This window comes from Marinobacterium ramblicola, assembly GCF_019084545.1.
In the GTDB taxonomy this organism is placed as follows: Bacteria; Pseudomonadota; Gammaproteobacteria; order Pseudomonadales; family Balneatricaceae; genus Marinobacterium_D; species Marinobacterium_D ramblicola.
Window position 1 is genome coordinate 135694 of the sequence record NZ_JAHREP010000004.1, and the last position, 15971, is coordinate 151664.

A 15971-nucleotide genomic window follows, 5' to 3' on the forward strand; every position below is an offset into this window, starting at 1 on the left:
GCGTGCAAAACCCCGGCGAACCGGGGTTTTGGATGTAGCAGCGGGAGCAGGGATCAGGCGCTGTGCGCGATGATATCCTTCCACTTGGCAGGGCCAGTGGTATGCACCGACTCACCGCTGGTATCGACGGCGACGGTGACCGGCATATCCTTGACCTCGAACTCGTAGATCGCTTCCATGCCCAGCTCCGGGAACGCCAGCACATCAGCGTGGGTGATCGCCTTGGATACCAGATACGCAGCTCCGCCCACCGCCATCAGGTAAACTGCCTGGTTATCCTTGATCGCGTCGATGGCGATCGGGCCGCGCTCGGACTTGCCGATCATGCCCAGCAGCCCTGTGCTTTCCAGGATCTGGCGGGTGAACTTGTCCATGCGAGTGGAGGTGGTGGGGCCAGCCGGACCGACCACTTCGTCACGCACCGGATCGACCGGACCCACGTAGTAGATGAAGCGACCCTTCAGATCCACCGGCAGCTGTTCACCGTTATTCAGCATCTCGACCATGCGCTTGTGCGCGGCATCGCGGCCGGTCAGCATCTTGCCGTTGAGCAGGATGGTCTCGCCTACCTTCCACTCCTTGACCGCTTCCGGGGTGATCTCATCCAGATTGACGCGGCGGGTGTTGGCGCCGACCTCGAAGGTCACCTCCGGCCACTCATCCAGGCTCGGCGGGGTCAGCACGGCCGGACCGTTGCCGTTCAGTTTGAAGTGGGTGTGGCGGGTCGCGGCACAGTTCGGGATCATGCACACCGGCAGCGAGGCGGCGTGGGTCGGGTAATCCTTGATCTTGACGTCGAGGATGGTGGTCAGACCGCCCAGACCCTGAGCGCCGATGCCCAGTGCGTTGACCGCATCCATGATCTCCAGACGCAGCTCCTCGACCCGGTTCTGCGGACCGCGCTCACGCAGTTCGTGGATATCGATCGGATCCATCAGCGACTCTTTCGCCAGCACCGCGGCCTTCTCCGCGGTCCCGCCGATCCCGATACCGAGCATACCCGGCGGGCACCAGCCGGCGCCCATGGTCGGCACGGTCTTGACGATCCAGTCGACGATACTGTCGGACGGGTTCAGCATCACCATCTTGGACTTGTTCTCGGAACCGCCGCCCTTGGCCGCGACATGCACCTCGACTTCGTCGCCCTCGACGATCTCGTAGTGGATCACCGCCGGGGTGTTGTCCTTGGTGTTCTGGCGCTTGCCGGCCGGATCGGCCAGGATCGACGCACGCAGCACGTTGTCCGGATTCAGGTAAGCGCGGCGCACCCCTTCGTTGACCATATCGGTCACCGACATTTTGGCATCCCACTGCACGTTCATCCCCACCTTCAGGAACACGGTGACGATACCGGTATCCTGGCAGATCGGACGATGGCCTTCGGCACACATGCGAGAGTTGATCAGGATCTGCGCCATGGCGTCCTTCGCCGCCGGGTTCTGCTCCTTCAAGTAGGCTTCATGCACACCCTGGATAAAATCGATCGGGTGGTAGTAGGAGATGAACTGCAGCGCATCTGCAACGCTGCTGATGAAATCATCCTGGCGAATAACGCTCATTCGGGACTCTCCATTCAGACTCGGGCCTTCAGGCTCCGGTTAGGGGATCGGGGGCAGGCTCGGGCTTCGACAGGCATCGACGCACCCCACGGACTGGCGCGGCATTATACACCAGATAAACGACGATTGAGTGCCTCCCTACGACTAACGGAGGGGATCAGTTCAACGCGACACAGAATAGCAAACCGAACACCATCACCAGTTGGCCGGTAGCCGGCGTCAGCGGACGACGCTGCTCAGGCGGATTATCCAGGTAGCGCAGCGGCCGATACATGAAGGGTAACGTAATCAACAGCGGCCAGGGCGTAGCGAGCAAGCCGACCAGCCAAAGCGCTGCGGTGGCCATCAGCGTCGAAGCCAACAACAACCAGTAGAGTTGGCGAGCACGGGCATAGCCGGCACGGACGGTCAGCGTTCTCAGCCCCTGCGCCCGGTCGCTTTCGTAATCGCGCAGCTCGTTGCTCAGCAGCAGCAGCGACACCAGCAGGCTGATCGGTACCGACTGCGCAAGGATCGCGCGATTCAGCTCACCGCCAACCGCGATATAACTCCCCACCACCATGAATACGCCCATCAGCCAGAACACCAGAGCAACAGCCAGCCCCCGTGCCTTGTAGTTGATCGGATTCAGCGTATACCCAAGTGCACCGGCGAGCCCCAGCAGGAACAGGAGCAGCAGCGCCAGCGAGCGATCGACCACCAGGTACAGGCCTATCGGCGTCGCCAACAGAAAACAGAGCAAACCGACCCGGAAGTGTCTCAGCACCGCCGCTATCGCTTCCTCACACCCCTGCTGAGCTCTCAACTGCCCGATATCCGCATAGTCGTTGATCAGATTGACCCCGGACTGCAGCAACAAACCGCCGATCAATACCAGCACCGCGTTGAGCGGCACCAGTACACCATCCTGCCAGGCCGCGGTAATGCCGATCAGGCAGGTGGTCAGCGCCACACCAAAGGAGAAGGGTCTCAGAGCATGCAGGAAGGTGTATTTTTTGGCAGAGGTGTTCAATCTATTGCGGCCAGACGGGTTTAAAAACGGTTCGGGAGCCCACTGGGGCTCCCGAATGATGCCATTATCGACCGGCGCGGACTAGCGCGCAGGGGCGTTGGGCAGATCGCGCATCAACAGCGCGTAGCGCATATCGGTATCGAAATCGAGCGGGATGGTGACGCGATGACCGGAGCCCGGCGCCGTATCGACCGCCTGCCCCTTCTTGTCATACAGCTCGGAGAGCTTGAAGCGACGATTACCGGCCGGCGTCATCAGCTCCAGGGTGTCGCCCTTCTCGAAGCGGTTCTTGACGTCTATCTGCAGGGTGCCGTTCTGCGCATCGTGGTCGATTACCTCACCGACAAACTGCTGGTGAACGCCGACGGAGTTGCCGGTCTCGTAGTTCTGGTACTCGTCATGCACATGGCGGCGGTAGAAACCTTCTGTGTAGCCACGGTTGGCCAGGTTCTCCAGCACATCCATCAGTCCCATGTCGAACGGCTTGCCGGCCACCGCATCGTCGATCGCCTGGCGGTAGGCCTGGGCGGTACGCGCCACGTAGTAGTGTGACTTGGTACGGCCCTCGATCTTCAGCGAGTCCACCCCCATCTCGGCCAGCTTGTGCACATGCTGGATCGCACGCAGGTCCTTGGAGTTCATGATGTAGGTACCATGCTCATCCTCGAACGCGGGCATATACTCGCCGGGACGGGTCTCCTCCTGCAGCAGGAAGATCTTGTCCGTGGGTTTACCCTCGCCCAGCGCAGGCTGCTCCTCAACTGCAGCAGGATCGAAGGACTGCACCGGCACCACATCGCCGGACTCATCCTCTTTCGCCTCGTGGGCGTCATACTTCCAGCGGCAGGTATTGGTGCAGGTGCCTTGGTTGGGATCGCGGTGATTGATATAGCCGGAGAGCAGGCAGCGCCCGGAATAGGCGATGCAGAGCGAGCCGTGGACAAACACCTCCAGCTCCATCTCCGGACAGCGATCCCTAATCTCGGCCACCTCTTCCAGCGACAGCTCACGCGACAGGATGATGCGCTCGATACCGGCGCGGTGCCAGAACTTGACCGACGCCCAGTTCATGGTGTTGGACTGAACCGACAGATGGATCGGCAGCTCCGGATACTTGTCCTTGACCATCATGATCAGGCCGGGATCGGACATGATCAGCGCATCCGGCCCCATCTCGATCACCGGCTCGATGTCGCGCATGTAGGTGGTCAGCTTGGAGTTATGCGGCATGATGTTGCTGGCGACAAAAAACTTCTTGCCCAGCTCATGGGCGATCCGAATCCCTTCGGCCAGATTGTCATGGGTAAAGTCGTTGTTGCGCACGCGCAGGCTGTAACGCGGCTGACCGGCATAGACCGCATCCGCACCGTAGGCGAAGGCGTACTTCATATTTTTCAGCGTCCCGGCCGGGGACAGGAGTTCAGGAGTTCGCATGGTAGAGACTGTCTTTGGGTTCAGAGGCTGCTCGCCAGGACGGGCAGACGAGTTTCGAAGAGAGGTGTATAGATCGAGCTGCGTTCACCCGGGCGGCTCTGGAACAGCACCACCGAATCGACCGGCACGACCTCATTCAGCACGGGCCAACACTCGGGCACCTCGAAGCGATTGTCCGATGGCAGCCGGCCCAGGGTGACATGGGGCCTGAACCCCTTCTCGTGATAATCGATACCGCACTGTTTCACCACCTGCGCCAGGCGCTGCTGCAGTGCTGCCAGACCAGCCGGTTCACTGGACAGCGCCGCCACCAGCGACAGATGCGGATTGACCGGATAGTAATCCAGGGTATCCAGAGGCAGATGAAATCCGGCCATATCGGCCAGTGCCTCCTGTGCCGCTCGTTCCAGCACCTGTACCTGATCGAGGTTGATCTCGTTCAGGAAACAGAGTGTCAGATGGTAGCTTGAGGAGTCGACCCAATGAGCATCCAGTCCACGGTCATACTCGCACAGCGCATCGGCATAGTTTGCCAGGGAGCGCGAGACCCGCTCAGGGATCGGCAGAGCAAAGAAAGCACGAATGTTCATCTACGCTGTGCGTGAACCTCTCGTTGGAAACCGGCTATTGTGCCGCCGAACGTCGACGGACGCAAATCCCGAGTTGCTCAGTGGGAAATCACCGCCCATCCAGGCGCCGCTGCAGCTGACCGATCTGCTCCCGCATCTGCAGCAGACTCTGGTTGAATTGACGTCGGGAGCCATCGATAGCCTGTATCGACTGTTCGATGGAGGCGATTCTCTGGCTCAGCCCCGAGTCACTCTGGGCACTCTGCGCCAGCTTATCGACCCGTGCGGACAACGCCTGCTGGGCACCGACACGCTCATCTTTCTCCAGCGACAGCGCAAAACTGGCGTCGGCGCTGACCTTCTTCAATCCCTCGCGCTGCTCCTGCAAGGCACTCTCCAGACCCGATACCTGTTTATCCAGGCCCGACACCTGCTTCCTGACCCCAGCCAGGTCGTTTTTGCCGGCGTCGACACTGCTGCCCAGCTTGGCCAGTCGGCTATCCGCTGCTGCCAACTGTTTTTTCAACTCCGACAGCTCGGCGCCCTGCGCCTCCAGCGCCTTTTTCTGCTCCTCGAGTTGCGGTTTGTTACGCTGGTAGGCCACGGTCCACAGCTTGGCGATCTCCGAGTCGAAATGTTCATACTTCTCCCCGGCACGGCTTTCCAGCTGTCCGATCCGCCCCATCAGCGTCTGCCCCGACTGACTGGCGGTATCACTGGTCAGCGCCAGCAACTCCTCCATCTCGGCCAGCCGCGCCTGCGCCTTGGCCAGCTCAGCCTGCTGACTGTCCAGCGTCTGCTTGAGACCCACGGTCCAATACGCCAATCCCGAACCCCCAACCGTCAGCACCAGCAGTATCAGCGTCAGCAGAAAACCGCCGCCACGCGGCTTGTCGGCCACCTGGACCTTGGCCCGCGGCGGCAACCCGCTTACCCTGCGATCCGGTTCCTGGACATCCAATCCTGATAGATTGAGCCCCGGCTCTTTACGTTCACTCATTGTCGTTAACTATTCCGTACAGGCTGGAAAAATCACACTAGCAGGTTTGCCAGACACGAAAAAGCCCCGCACGAGCGGGGCTTTTCCAAGCTACATCAGGCTGATTACATCATGCCCATGCCGCCCATACCACCCATGCCGCCCATGTCAGGCATAGCCGGCTTCTCTTCCGGGTGTTCAGCAACCATCGCTTCGGTGGTGATCATCAGACCGGCGATAGAGGACGCCGCCTGCAGCGCAGAACGGGTCACCTTGGCCGGATCCAGGATACCCATCTCCAGCATGTCGCCGTACTCTTCGGTCGCCGCGTTGAAGCCGAATGCGCCTTCACCGGCACGTACCTTGTCGACAACAACCGAGCCTTCGCCACCAGCGTTACCGACGATCTGGCGCAGCGGTGCTTCCATCGCACGCAGAGCGAGCTGGATACCGATGGTCTGGTCGTGGTTTTCACCCTGCAGACCTTCGACCTTGCTCAGCGCGCGGATCAGTGCCACGCCACCGCCAGGTACCACACCCTCTTCAACGGCAGCACGGGTTGCGTGCAGCGCATCGTCGACGCGGGCTTTCTTCTCTTTCATTTCGACTTCAGTAGCCGCGCCAACCTTGATCACGGCAACACCGCCGGCCAGCTTGGCAACACGCTCCTGCAGCTTCTCGCGGTCGTAATCGGAAGTGGTCTCTTCGATCTGAACGCGGATCTGCTGTACGCGGGCGTCAATATCGGCCTTGGAACCGGCACCATCAACGATGGTGGTGTTTTCCTTGGTGATGTTGACACGCTTGGCGGTACCCAGGTGCTCAAGACCTGTGGTCTCCAGGCTCAGACCGACCTCTTCGGAGATCACCTGACCACCGGTCAGGATCGCGATATCCTGCAGCATCGCCTTGCGGCGGTCACCGAAGCCAGGAGCCTTGACGGCAGCAACCTTGACGATACCGCGCATGGTGTTGACCACCAGGGTCGCCAGCGCTTCGCCTTCAACATCTTCAGCGATGATCAGCAGCGGACGGGAAGCCTTGGCAACCTGCTCCAGTGCCGGCAGCAGCTCGCGGATGTTGGAGATTTTCTTGTCAACCAGCAGCACGAACGGTTCTTCCAGTTCGGCAGTCATGGTTTCCTGGTTGTTGATGAAGTAGGGAGACAGGTAGCCGCGATCGAACTGCATACCTTCAACCACGTCCAGCTCGTTCTCGAAACCTGAACCTTCCTCGACGGTGATAACACCCTCTTTACCGACCTTTTCCATCGCCTGAGCGATGATCTGGCCAACTTCGACGTCGGAGTTGGCGGAGATGGTGCCGACCTGAGCGATCGCCTTGGAATCGGCGCAGGGCACAGCCATTTGACGCAGCTGTTCAACGACGGCAGCAGTCGCCTTGTCGATACCGCGTTTCAGATCCATCGGGTTCATGCCCGCGGCAACCGACTTCAGACCTTCGTTGACGATCGCCTGAGCCAGAACGGTTGCAGTGGTGGTACCGTCACCGGCCACGTCGTTAGCCTTGGAAGCGACTTCCTTGACCATCTGCGCGCCCATGTTTTCGAACTTGTCTTTAAGCTCGATCTCTTTGGCAACGGAAACACCATCTTTGGTGACGGTCGGTGCACCGAAGGATTTTTCCAGTACCACGTTACGACCTTTCGGGCCCAGGGTGGTTTTTACCGCGTCTGCCAGAATGTTCACACCAGCGAGCATGCGCTGACGGGCATCATTACCGAAACGTACGTCTTTAGCAGCCATTATTCGTATATCCTGTAATTCTGTAATTCGTTAACGCTTTTAAGCGAAAAAAGTTAAGCGATTAATAGCGACGATCAGTCTTCCAGCACGCCGTAGATTTCGCTTTCCTGCATGATCAGCAGCTCATCGCCGTCGATCTTGACGGTGTTGGAGCCGGCATACTGACCAAACAGGACTTTATCCCCCACTTTGACGGACGGCGCCTGAACCTCGCCGCTGTTCAGCACGCGGCCCGGGCCGACAGCGACGACTTCACCGCGGTTCGGCTTTTCTGCAGCAGAACCCGGCAGCACGATGCCGCTCGCCGTGGTGGTTTCTTCCTCACTGCGACGAACTACTACACGGTCGTGAAGTGGACGAATTTTCATCTGGTTGTTCTCCTGGTATCTAGGATCCAATGCGATGTTGGTTTTTTGTTTGATGAAACCCTCGCGGGCTTCAAAATTCGATGCTTTTGGCTTGTGGCTACCTAGGTGGGGCCGCTCTCGCGGTTTTCAATGGCCGAGAGAAACTTTTTTCTCACACCTGCCCAAGCTGCTGAGCCGATGCGACCTATGTGGGGTAGCGAAGATGGAATTCAAGGGGTGGAAGGAAGATTTTTCTACCTTTTATCAGCCGAGTCGTCCTTATCCTTGTCGACGATCTCTCCTTCGATCACGTCACCGTTGCGCTCGTAGCGACGCGGCTCACCGGGCCCGTCCTGGTGAAAACCGCCCATACCACCCTGCGCCCGGGAAGCGACGATCACCGTAAAACGGCTCATCAGCAAGCGTGCGAACGCCTGGCGTAGCGGCGGTATCAGGCAGCTGAAGCCAATCACATCGGTCACAAAACCCGGCGTCACCAGCAGCGCACCGCCAACCGCCAGCACTATCCCCTCGACCATCTCCTGCCCCGGCAGCTCCTGACGATCCATACGCTGCTGGGCGCGGCTCAGGGTCGCCAGCCCCTGATGCCTGAGCATATTGACGCCGATGAAGGCCGACAACAGCACCAACCCGACGGTGTACCAGGCACCGATCGCCTGCCCGACCTTAAGCAAGAGGGTAATTTCGATGATCGGCAGAATGACAAACAGGAGAAAAAGGAAGCGCATTGCATATCTCGTTAGTTAACAGCAGCTACAAGACTAACAGAGTGCGACACACAACAGTAACCGATGGCAGCAAGCACACCGCAAACCGCCGCCTCAATTGCGACCAATTGGCTATATGAACGCTGAACAGTCCCTCGCAAAATGAATTTTGCTGCAATACGGAAATTCTGTGTTGCAGCGCAACATATTGCGACGCACAATGAGCACTGTACGCAAAACAACCAGAACTGTGATAACGCCCCCTAGAGGACAGGCAATATGGAACTGAAAGACAAGGTAATCGTAATCACCGGTGGCGGACGCGGCCTGGGTCGCGCCATGGCGCTCGAACTGGCCAGCAAGGGTGCAAAGCTGGCACTGGTCGACCTGAACCAGACGGATCTGGACGAAACCATCGGCATGTGCGTTGAAAAGGGCGTCGAGGCACGCGGCTATGTTGCCGATATCAGCGAGGAGGCCGAGGTCGAGAAGCTGTTCACCGATATCGTCGCCGATCTGGGCACGCTGAACGGCCTGGTCAACAACGCCGGTATCACCCGAGATGGTCTGTTCGTTAAAGCGAAGGATGGCCAGATCGTCGGCAAGATGTCGAAAGAGAACTGGGATCTGGTACTCAAGGTCAACCTGACCGGTACCTTCTTGTGCGGTCGCGAAGCCGCCGCCAAGATGATCGAGCTGGGCACCGAGGGCTGCATCATCAACATCTCCTCGATCTCCCGCTCCGGCAACATGGGCCAGACCAACTACACCGCGACCAAGGCGGCTGTCGAAGCGATGGCGGTTACCTGGGCCAAAGAGCTGGCCCGTTACGGCATCCGTGCCGCGTCTATCGCGCCGGGTTACATCGGTACCGAGATGGTCATGGCGATGAAGCCGGAAGCCCGGGAAAAGATCGAAGCGATGATCCCGACCAAGCGCCTTGGCAAACCCGAACATATCGCCAAGACCGTGTCCTTCATTCTCGAAAACGACTATGTCGATGGACGTTGCTTCGAGATAGACGGTGCTCTGCGCATCTGATCCGATCTCCCCGTACCGGCACCGTCCCAAGGCGGCTGCCGGCGGCTTCACTTCTGCCTGGAGTAGCCCGTCATCTCCAGATACCCTTCCCCCTGAACACTGCCCTGTACGCTGACCGGCCCCTCCCAATAGCCGAAGCGCCCCGGATTCCAGTACTCCCCGGGCCAAGAGCGGATCTCCAGTTGCAGCTGTTGTGCCGGCAACTCAAACACCCAGGCTACAGGTATACGCCCCGCTTCGGTTTGCCGGTATGTCAGCGGCCGCAACGTGAACTCTTCCGCACCTAGAGTGCGTGACCGGCCATCAGCAGCGACCAGCGTGCCGGAAACGTAGTCTGAATCACCCCTGATCCTGAACAGCATCAGATGTCGGCCATCCGCGAGATGCAGCGCCAGCCAGTCCCACCCCTGTTGACCCGGGCGCAGATACTGGCTACTCCATTCACGATCGAGCCAGCCCTGCCCCATCACCCTGACAGACTTACCGTCAATCTCAACCTCTCCCTCGATATCGAGGGCGGGATAACTGAAATACATTGAGCCACCACCCTGCACCGATTTGGCACTGAAGCCCTGCTCACCATGCACCACCGGCGGCAGCCGCGGTGACAGGCTCAGGCGATAGCCGAATGCTGGCGTCTGAACGTCGAGCAGGTAATCGTCGGCAGCTTGCGCCTCAAAGCGCCACCGGTCGATCCAGGCGCGGAATGGCTCGACACTCACGCCAGCCTGACCGCTGCCACCCCGCGCCTGCTTGCTTGCGAACAGATGTCGATCCGGTCGGCTAAGCGCCGCGTGCGCAAGCCAGAACGTATCCCGATACCAGCCGAGATCAGTCCGCGGCTCCTGCACCGGTTTAAGACCAAGCCTGAACAGGGTCCACTGCACGCCATAGGCTTCGCCGCCCTCGGCCTGCAGATTGGCGGTCAGGTACCACCACTCGAGTCGGAACTCGGGATGCACTCCCATGTCCGCGGGCAGGTTGATCGGCATTCCAGCCTGCGCCTGGCGAAATCCATCCCCCGGGGCATTCAGCAGCGTCGACAGATCGCTCTGCGTCTCGCCCTGTCCACAGCCATTCAGCGTCAACATCGAGAACGTCGCCACTAGCGACGCCAACAGGTTACGCCTACTCATTTTTCAGTGTCTCCAGCCGCACAGGATCGCCTACCGCAGCCCCCACCAAAGCACCGATCAGCGCGCAGATCAGCCATACCTGCAACCAATAGCCGGGATAGAGCCCCAGCGGCAGTGTCCAGCCGAATGCGGCCGGGTTCACCTTCGCTACCAGTACCCAGCCGAGCCCTACCCCCAGCGGCGTCGCGAGCAGCGCCAGCAGCAGAGTCAACACCAGGGCGTGAGTCACCAGGCGCCAGCGCAACGCACGCTTTTCGATTCCCGCCACATATAGCAGGGTGTAGTGTGGCTGACGTAACCGAAACAACCTGAACCCCATCAGCGCCAGCACCGCCGCGGCCAATACCAGGGTGAGCAGGTTCAGCGTTCGCGTCAGCTGGAAGGTCCGGGCAAAAACCGCCTGGGCTCGCTGCAGCAGCAACGCTCGCTGTTGCCAGCGGCTCCCCTCCAGCCAGGGCTGCGCCGGCACTCCCGATCCCGGCGCAACGCCTGCCTTGAGTCCAAGCACGAAGGTGGTGTATTGCTCTGGCACCGCCTGCGGCAGCACCTCGAGCGGCAACACCACCTCACCGGCTGGACGGCCGTAATCGGCGTACACACCCTGCACCCGGCGGCGCACACGCTTGTCGCCCAAGGTGATGTCGAGCCACTGACCCAAGCCTATCCGCTGCCGCCTGGCCAGCTGTTCGTTGATCAGCACACCGGACCCGCGCAAACTGTCCCAGGGGTTGTTCTCCGCCTGCAAAAAACGCCAACCCGCGAGCAGCGGAGAGCCGGGATCCACGGCCAGCAGGTCGTTAGGACGGCCATCGACCAGTACCTGCCCCCGCGTCATCGGCAGCACCTCGGCAACCCCCGCCAACTGCGTCAGTCGCTCTCGCCAAAGACTCGCCGACACCTGACGCCCCGGATCGAGATACAGGTCGCCCTGCAACCGCTGCTCAAGCCAGCGCGTGAAGGTGGTTTCGAAACCGCTGACCATCGCCTGCACGCCGATGGCGGAAGCGATAGCCAGGGTCAGCGCCAGCAGCGGCAAACGCAGCAAACGGCACAGTGCCGCCATTTCCGAGCAGGACCACTCCAGCAGCACACCCTTGCTCAAGTGCTGCAGCCAGGCCAGCCCCCACCCCACACCGGCCGGCACCAGGAGACCGGCCCCCAACAGACAGAGCCCAGTCATAGCAAAGAGCAACTGCAACTGATCCGTCATCAGCAAACCGGCACCACCGACTATCGCCAGAGCAGCGCCTATCCACGCCGGATACCAGGAGCCTGTCCATGCGGCGCGCCGACCGATCTCCTCTCCTGGCCCCGATCGCACCAGGTCCACACCGGCCCAGCCGATTAGAAGCAGCAGCACCAGCGCCAACTCGACCCAGATCTGCAACATGGGCCCCGCTTCACCCAACGCGTTCAGACTGAACAGACTGGCCAGGGTACTGCCGATCCCCTCTGCCAGGCTCCGGGCCAGCCACTGGCCCAGCCAAAGGCCAACTGCGCCGCCCAGCAGCGCCAGCAGCAGCGCTTCGATCAACAGAGACAGCCTTAGCCGCCACTGCTCCACGCCCAGGCGGTGCAGCAAACGCATTGTGCGCCGACGCTGCTCCAGCTCCAGCAGGTAGACACTGCGCAGCAGCAGTGCTGCCACCAGCAGCGCCAGCCAGCCAAGTGCATCCAGACTGAACAGGAAACTGTCCACCAGTGAGCCGGGATCGACGCCGTAATCCACCAGCGCCGATCTATAGCCCGACGGCAGCGCCGCTGATGTCGGCAGCAGCAGAGCGAGCCTGCCCACGCCATTAGAATCGAGTCGTGCCGCATCGGCGATATCGGTCAGCAATACGCCACGCGGCAAGGTTTCCATCTCGGCGAGAGGGTACGCCGCAGATGCGGCACGCGGTAGCGCTCTCCAAAGCCGGAGACTGTCAGCCGTTCCCCAGAGGGCGACCTGCGTCGGCGCCGCCAGCAGCTGTTCGACCACTTGCGTCTGCGGCTTCGGCATCCGCAGGCAGTCGGCGGTGAGCGGATCTATCCCCAACACCGACAGCTGCTCGGTCAGCGGCACAAGCAGGCGCGGCGTCACGCAGACTCCGGACCGGCGCAACCGTGCGAAATCACTCACCTGCAACGCTCTTCCGTCTTCGCGTTCCACCTCGAAGTAGGTCTGCAGCGCGGCATTGGACAGCGCGAGTGCACTGCTCGCCCGCCCGGTCAGACTCTGGATCCCACTCCACAGCGCGCCGGCACAGGCCAGGATCGACAGCAGGCCGAGCAGTTGACCTGGATGACGCCGGTACTGGCTCAAAAATACGGAGATCAGTGCCATGTCCGCAAGGCTCCATCCACCAGCTCCAGCACCCGGTCGCATCGGCGCGCCAACTGCAGGTTATGAGTCACGATCAGCGCGCTCAGGTGTCCTGCCTGCACCCGGTCAAAGAACAGTTGCATCACCCGCTCCGCATTGTGGATATCCAGGCTGCCGGTCGGTTCATCCGCCAGGATCAGCTCCGGCGCGGTCGCAAACGCGCAAGCCAGCGCCGCACGCTGTCGCTGACCACCCGATAGCTGGTCCGGATAGCGCCCCGCCATGGCAGCAATCTCCAGCGCCTCCAGCAGCACCTCGTCATCACCATCGCCGCGACCCGCCAAGTGTCGACGAAACGCCAGGTTACGCGCCACGTTGAGCGTTGGGATCAGGTTGCCGTCCTGAAACAGGGTGGCGATACGCGAGCGCCTCAGCGCGGCCAGATCTCGCCCGTTCATGCTAGCCAGATCGGCACCGAACAACTGCAGACGGCCGCTGTCCGGGCGCAACAAGCCGTTGAACAGGTTCAGCAGCGTGCTTTTCCCCGAGCCCGACGGCCCCACCACTGCCACCGCTTCACCGCTGTGCAGAGTCAGGTTGAGTCCGTGCAGAACCCGGATCGTTTCTCGCCCGCTGATGTAGGACTTCGAAACGCCCTCCGCCTGGATCAGGATCTGCCCCATACGCGCTCCTTCAACGCCAACCCATACTGCAGTATAGAGTCCCACCGTCGCTGTTTCGGTTGAGCTGCGCAGGCGTATATACTCCGGGCTTTATATTCACCCGACACAGGTTCAACGCATGCCCAGCTCATGGAAGGCCACCTTCGACCGTTATCGCGACATCCGCCTGCTGTGGATCTTCCTGATGGGGTGCTCAAGCGGCTTTCCGTTCGTACTGATCGGCAGCACGCTGAGCGGCTGGCTGGCCGACGATGGCATCAGTCGCGCCGAGATCGGCCTGCTGGGGTCGGTGGCCACCGTGTACGCCATCAACTTTCTCTGGGCACCGCTGGTGGACCGGGTCCATCTACCCCTGCTCGGCCGACTCGGCCAACGCCGCAGCTGGATACTGTTGACCCAGGCACTGATGCTGATGCTGGTACTGCTTATCGCCGGCTTGGATCCGAGCCAGAACCTGCTGCTGACTGGCGCCCTGTTCCTGGCCGTAGCGACCAGCTCCGCGACCCAGGACGTGGCCGTGGACGCCTTTCGCATCGACCAGTTCGCGCCGCACGAAAAGGAGAAACTACCCCCGGCAGCAGCGATGTCGATTATCGGCTGGTGGACCGGCTACTCCTGGCCCGGCTACCTGGCGTTTGTACAGGCGGACCGGATCGGCTGGAACGGGGTCTACCTGCTGATGGCGGGTGTGCTGGTGCTGTTGATGGTCTGTACGCTGATCGTGCGTGAGCCCAGCAGCGACCGTGACCGACTGCAGCACCGTGCGGAGGAGAGCTACCAACAGCGACTGCATGCGTCATCTGTCCTGGCCTGGATAACGGTGACGCTGATCGAGCCCTTCGCCGAGTTCTTCCGTAAAAACGGCGTGCGGGTGGCACTGATGCTGATGCTGTTCATCTTCCTGTTCAAGGTCGGCGAGGCGTTTCTCGGCCGCATGTCGATCGTGTTCTACAAAGAGGTGGGCTTCAGTAACGCCCAGATCGGTGAGTACACCAAGATGTTCGGCTGGTTCATCACCGTCACCTTCACGCTGATCGGCAGCGCTTTCAATACCCGTTTCGGCGTAGTCCGCGGCCTGCTGCTCGGCGGCAGCGCCATGGCCGCGAGTAACCTGATGTTCGCAATCATCGCCGCCGCCGGGCCGGTGGAGTGGCTGCTGGTGCTGACCCTGATCGTCGATAACTTCACCACCGCCTTCTCCACCGTCGCCTTCGTCTCCTTCCTGACCCTGCTCACCGGGCGCGCCTTCAGCGCCACCCAGTACGCCCTGCTCGCATCTCTCGGCAACCTGAGCCGCACCACACTGGCCGGACTCAGCGGCTACACAGTGGACTGGCTCGGCAGCTGGGAGCGTTTCTTTGTGGTCACCGCGCTGATGGTGCTGCCCTCACTGCTGATGCTGTGGACCCTACGGCACCGATTCAATCATATCGCGGCAAACGCTCACGCCGAGGGGCACTGACCCGCACTGGCCGCAGACTCGAATCGCTCATCTGTCGATTTTCCTTATTGCAAATGATATTGATTATCATTAGTATCGATTTGACCGATTTTTAATCGCCACAAGGAGTGACCGATGGCTTATCAAATCGATGCCTGGCTGGAGCGCAAAGATCCTGAATTGCGGGTGACGCTCAGGAATACCGGCGTGGTGCTGCTGCACTGGCACAGTGAGGAGCTCAAGCCGATGCTGGAATCGGGCTTGCTGAATGCGGGAGATTTTTGCTGCTGTCAGGGCAGGGAGAAGGAGCTGGTGCGCGAACTGTTCCTGATCGCCTGCATGGAGGAGGGGCGTTGCGAGCAGTGCCGCTACGGCGCCGGGGAGAAGCACTAAGCCTCTCCCCCGCAGTCCAGATCAGTCGCGGAAGTTATTGAACTGTAGCGGCAGCTCGATATCGGCCTCGCGCAAAAGGGCCATGGCGGCCTGCAGATCGTCGCGCTTTTTACCGGTCACGCGTACCTTTTCACCCTGGATCTGCGACTGCACCTTAAGCTTGCTCTCCTTGATCAACTTGGTGATCTTCTTCGCCATCGCCTGATCCAGCCCCTGCTTGAGCACCACCTGCTGGGTCGCCTTGACGCCGCTGACATCCGGGTCCTTGACCTCCATGCACTTGATGTCGATCTTACGCCCGGTCAGCTTGCCGCGCAGCACCTCGAGCATCTGCTGCAGCTGGAAATCCACCTCGGCGGTCAGGGTGACGGTATCGTCCTGCATCTCGAACTCCGCCTTCACGCCCTTGAAATCATAGCGCTGCTGAATTTCGCGGTTGGCCTGGTCCACCGCGTTGGTGACTTCATGCATATCCAGCTCGGATACGATGTCGAACGAGGGCATCTTCAATCTCCTGATCTACGGTGAAAACGGGGCAGAGTCTGACGACCCGTTTCCGGGGGTTCTGTCGGGTTGCC

Annotated in this window: 15 protein-coding genes; 3 read left to right on the forward strand and 12 right to left on the reverse strand. The window is 60.7% G+C overall.

What is annotated here, in order from left to right; all coding sequences use genetic code 11:
- Nucleotides 1-53: 53 nt before the first annotated feature.
- The 8 genes from KQ940_RS04260 to KQ940_RS04295 form a co-directional block, all read right to left on the reverse strand.
- Nucleotides 54-1559, reverse strand: a complete 1506-nt coding sequence (locus KQ940_RS04260) for a fumarate hydratase (RefSeq protein WP_217412048.1) — start codon at nt 1557-1559, stop codon at nt 54-56.
- A 157-nt stretch (nt 1560-1716) separates the two neighbouring features.
- On the reverse strand, nt 1717-2571 hold the full coding sequence (locus tag KQ940_RS04265) for a prenyltransferase (RefSeq protein WP_217412050.1): 855 nt from the start codon (nt 2569-2571) through the stop codon (nt 1717-1719).
- 81 nt (nt 2572-2652) lie between these two features.
- Entirely contained in the window at nt 2653-4005 is a 1353-nt protein-coding gene (gene trhP, locus KQ940_RS04270; protein WP_217412052.1) for a prephenate-dependent tRNA uridine(34) hydroxylase TrhP, read from the reverse strand.
- 20 nt (nt 4006-4025) lie between these two features.
- A complete protein-coding gene (gene thpR / locus KQ940_RS04275; protein ID WP_217412054.1) occupies nt 4026-4595 on the reverse strand; it encodes an RNA 2',3'-cyclic phosphodiesterase in 570 nt (189 codons plus the stop codon).
- An 88-nt stretch (nt 4596-4683) separates the two neighbouring features.
- Nucleotides 4684-5574, reverse strand: coding sequence for a hypothetical protein (locus tag KQ940_RS04280; RefSeq protein WP_217412056.1), 891 nt, complete (start codon nt 5572-5574; stop codon nt 4684-4686).
- 104 nt (nt 5575-5678) lie between these two features.
- Nucleotides 5679-7319, reverse strand: a complete 1641-nt coding sequence (groL, locus tag KQ940_RS04285; RefSeq protein WP_217412058.1) for a chaperonin GroEL — start codon at nt 7317-7319, stop codon at nt 5679-5681.
- Between the two features lie 74 nt (nt 7320-7393).
- Entirely contained in the window at nt 7394-7687 is a 294-nt protein-coding gene (locus tag KQ940_RS04290) for a co-chaperone GroES (RefSeq protein ID WP_036189186.1), read from the reverse strand.
- Between the two features lie 233 nt (nt 7688-7920).
- Nucleotides 7921-8415, reverse strand: coding sequence for an FxsA family protein (locus KQ940_RS04295; protein WP_217412060.1), 495 nt, complete (start codon nt 8413-8415; stop codon nt 7921-7923).
- 258 nt (nt 8416-8673) lie between these two features.
- Here KQ940_RS04295 and KQ940_RS04300 point away from each other — a divergent pair, with 258 nt between their 5' ends.
- The gene (locus KQ940_RS04300; RefSeq protein WP_217412062.1) at nt 8674-9435 is read left to right on the forward strand and encodes an SDR family oxidoreductase; all 762 of its coding nucleotides are present in this window, start codon (nt 8674-8676) and stop codon (nt 9433-9435) included.
- A 47-nt stretch (nt 9436-9482) separates the two neighbouring features.
- On the opposite strand, the gene KQ940_RS04305 is transcribed toward KQ940_RS04300, so the two are convergent.
- The 3 genes from KQ940_RS04305 to KQ940_RS04315 are packed head-to-tail and all read right to left on the reverse strand — an operon-like array spanning nt 9483 to nt 13559.
- Nucleotides 9483-10571: a lipocalin-like domain-containing protein gene (locus KQ940_RS04305; RefSeq protein WP_246589707.1), complete on the reverse strand. Its 1089-nt coding sequence runs from the start codon at nt 10569-10571 to the stop codon at nt 9483-9485.
- On the reverse strand, nt 10564-12897 hold the full coding sequence (locus KQ940_RS04310; RefSeq protein ID WP_217412064.1) for an FtsX-like permease family protein: 2334 nt from the start codon (nt 12895-12897) through the stop codon (nt 10564-10566). Before KQ940_RS04310 ends, KQ940_RS04305 begins: the two co-directional genes overlap by 8 nt.
- Complete coding sequence (locus KQ940_RS04315; RefSeq protein ID WP_217412067.1) at nt 12888-13559, reverse strand: ABC transporter ATP-binding protein; 672 nt, start codon at nt 13557-13559, stop codon at nt 12888-12890. Before KQ940_RS04315 ends, KQ940_RS04310 begins: the two co-directional genes overlap by 10 nt.
- Nucleotides 13560-13677: 118 nt before the next feature.
- Here KQ940_RS04315 and KQ940_RS04320 point away from each other — a divergent pair, with 118 nt between their 5' ends.
- Nucleotides 13678-15021, forward strand: coding sequence for an AmpG family muropeptide MFS transporter (locus KQ940_RS04320; protein WP_217412069.1), 1344 nt, complete (start codon nt 13678-13680; stop codon nt 15019-15021).
- Between the two features lie 114 nt (nt 15022-15135).
- Nucleotides 15136-15393: a PA4570 family protein gene (locus KQ940_RS04325; protein ID WP_217412071.1), complete on the forward strand. Its 258-nt coding sequence runs from the start codon at nt 15136-15138 to the stop codon at nt 15391-15393.
- Nucleotides 15394-15414: 21 nt separating this feature from the next.
- Here the strand turns inward: KQ940_RS04325 and KQ940_RS04330 are convergent, their stop codons facing one another.
- Nucleotides 15415-15897 carry a YajQ family cyclic di-GMP-binding protein gene (locus KQ940_RS04330; RefSeq protein ID WP_217412073.1) on the reverse strand — a complete coding sequence of 161 codons (483 nt, stop codon included), beginning with the start codon at nt 15895-15897 and terminating at the stop codon, nt 15415-15417.
- Nucleotides 15898-15971 lie beyond the last annotated feature (74 nt).